This is a genomic window from Faecalicoccus pleomorphus DSM 20574 (assembly GCF_000420345.1).
Lineage (GTDB): Bacteria > Bacillota_I > Bacilli_A > Erysipelotrichales > Erysipelotrichaceae > Faecalicoccus > Faecalicoccus pleomorphus.
The window spans coordinates 1-1,582 of sequence record NZ_ATUT01000043.1 but is presented as its reverse complement, the minus strand read 5'-3'; the positions used below and the strand labels follow the sequence as shown (position 1 = coordinate 1,582).

The window sequence follows — 1,582 nt, the reverse complement described above, 5'->3', positions numbered from 1 at the left end:
TCATCAACATATAAGTACCTCGTTTCTCTGTACTTATAAAATACTGTCTGATTCGACACTATTTATGTCATATCAACAAATTGGAGGTTAAGCGAAACAAATTGATGTGTTTCTTGGCCAAGTTCTTAAAAATATACAAAGCCACAAGACAATTTCTACCCCGATTCCCGGTGATCCCAACGCACCTTACTATATTCCAAAAGGAATCGATGGAAAACCTGTTAACTTTTTAAAAGCAAAGCCGGTTACAGATACAAAACTCTGTAATCAATGTGGTCTTTGCGCAATTTCCTGTCCTATGCAGTCCATCAATTTACAAGATCCTTCGCAAGTACCCGGCATCTGCATCAAGTGCCAGCATTGTATACAGATATGTCCAGAACATGCCAAGTATTTTAATGATCCGGACTTTTTATCACATGTGCAAATGTTGGAAACAAATTACACGCAACTAAAAAAGAATCAATTCTTTTTCTAGTCATTTCATGGTACAATCTAAGAAAAAGAAGGAGATGTCCTTATGTGTACAAGTTTTACCTATGTCAATCAAGACTTTTACTTTGGAAGAAACCTGGATTTAGACTGTGGTTTTGGCGAAGAAGTTGTCATAACACCTCGTCAGTATCCGTTTCTCTTTCGTCATAAAGAAACAATTGCCCATCATTATGCGATGATCGGTATGGCAACTGTCATTGACAACACCCCTTTATATGCCGAGGCGGTGAATGAAAAAGGACTTGGCATGGCAGGCCTGCAATTCAGTCAAAATGCTGTCTATTTCCCTTACAAAGAAGATCAGGATAACATTGCCTCTTTTGAAATCATTCCATGGATCTTATCTCAATGCGAAACCGTCAAACAAGCCCGTCAGTTATTAGAACGCATTAATGTTTTAGATATTGCGTTCAAAGATTCGGTTCCTAATTCGCCCTTACACTGGATCCTTGCGGATAAAGATCAATCCATTGTCATAGAATCCGTGCAGGAAGGATTAAAGATCTATGACAATCCTTTTGGTGTCCTAACAAACAACCCACCATTTGATTTTCACTGTTTAAACATGCAACAATATCTGAACCTTACAAAGTCCTATCCTGAAAATCGATTGAATAAAAACATTGATTTAAAGCCCTATGCCGTAGGCATGGGAGCCATAGGGCTTCCGGGTGATGCCAGCAGTGTTTCCCGATTTGTCAAAACGGCTTTCTTAAAACACAACCTATATTCTGATGGTACCGAAAGCGACAATGTTCAACAGTTCTTTCGTGTTCTTCATCAAGTTGCCATGGTCAAAGGCAGTGTAATGACAGCGGAAAATAAGATGGATTACACACTGTATTCTTGTTGCATCAATGCCACAAAAGGTATTTATTACTATACGACCCATGAAAACTCCACTATTCAAAAAATCAACATACAGGATCATAATTTAGCAGGCACAAAACTGGTACAGTTCCCTCTGAATCGCCAATCTGTTATTTTTTAAAGGCTCGTTCTTTGCACATAAAGGATGAATAAATATTAAAAATGAAATCTTGGTGGTATAATTTAGACGCTTGTAGAAAGGCAAGCTCTTGAGGAG

Annotated in this window: 2 protein-coding genes; both read left to right on the top strand. The window is 38.2% G+C overall.

Translation table 11 applies throughout. The annotated features are described in order from the left end of the window. Window positions 1-106 precede the first annotated feature (106 nt). Window positions 107-478 carry a 4Fe-4S dicluster domain-containing protein gene (locus tag G413_RS11590; protein WP_022790804.1) on the top strand — a complete coding sequence of 124 codons (372 nt, stop codon included), beginning with the start codon at window positions 107-109 and terminating at the stop codon, window positions 476-478. A 42-nt stretch (window positions 479-520) separates the two neighbouring features. Next, window positions 521-1,486 (top strand): choloylglycine hydrolase, encoded by a 966-nt coding sequence (gene bsh / locus G413_RS0110480; RefSeq protein ID WP_022790803.1) that lies wholly within the window; start codon window positions 521-523, stop codon window positions 1,484-1,486. The last annotated feature ends 96 nt before the right edge of the window (window positions 1,487-1,582 follow it).